Raw genomic sequence first — 606 nt, 5'->3', positions numbered from 1 at the left:
TTAAAATGCTTCCTGCTGCCGTTCTCCCCAAAAGCCGTTTTCCTGCCCCATTCCTGCGGTGTTTCCCTGCATTGGTGCGCCGAATGCGTCACTTCTCCTGCCGGTCATATCCCTTTTGGACGGTCATTCACTTGTCAAGGTACTGTGCGGTACGAAATTACCAACCGCAATCATCATAGCGGACTATCCTTGACAAAACAATGATTCTGCGATACCATGAGTGTAACGGATATAACTGAATTATATAATTACCATAAACAAAGGCAGGGGATAGGGATGGAGAATCAGTTTATACGGCATGAGCCATGTTTTGAGAGGATTTTGTTTGTCCTGACGCTGGACAGGAAGAAAATGAAAGAGCGGATTTTGATTGGGGAAGAACAGCAGATCCGCTTCCGTCTGAACGGGAGCCAAAACGCAGAGGTGCTTTGTGATATGACACGCCCACTGGGAACTTTTTTGATAAACTTTGAGCGTGACACGGACAGAGACTGGAACTTATACGGGCTTTCTCCGCTGCGGCAAGCTCTCCACTCCAACCGATGGAAACAGCCGGAGCTGGAGCAGGCGGCAAGCGAATTTCTTTGGGAGAAATATCTTAGCAAC

The 606-nt window shown here is 48.0% G+C and carries 1 pseudogene; it reads left to right on the top strand.

Going from position 1 to position 606, the window contains the following annotated elements:
- Window positions 1-276 precede the first annotated feature (276 nt).
- Window positions 277-606: pseudogene (locus tag GPK88_RS18870) on the top strand (hypothetical protein); the annotation flags it as partial.

Source organism: Blautia sp. MCC269 (assembly GCF_018785655.1).
GTDB lineage: Bacteria > Bacillota > Clostridia > Lachnospirales > Lachnospiraceae > Blautia_A.
This window is presented reverse-complemented; position numbering and strand designations above follow the sequence as displayed.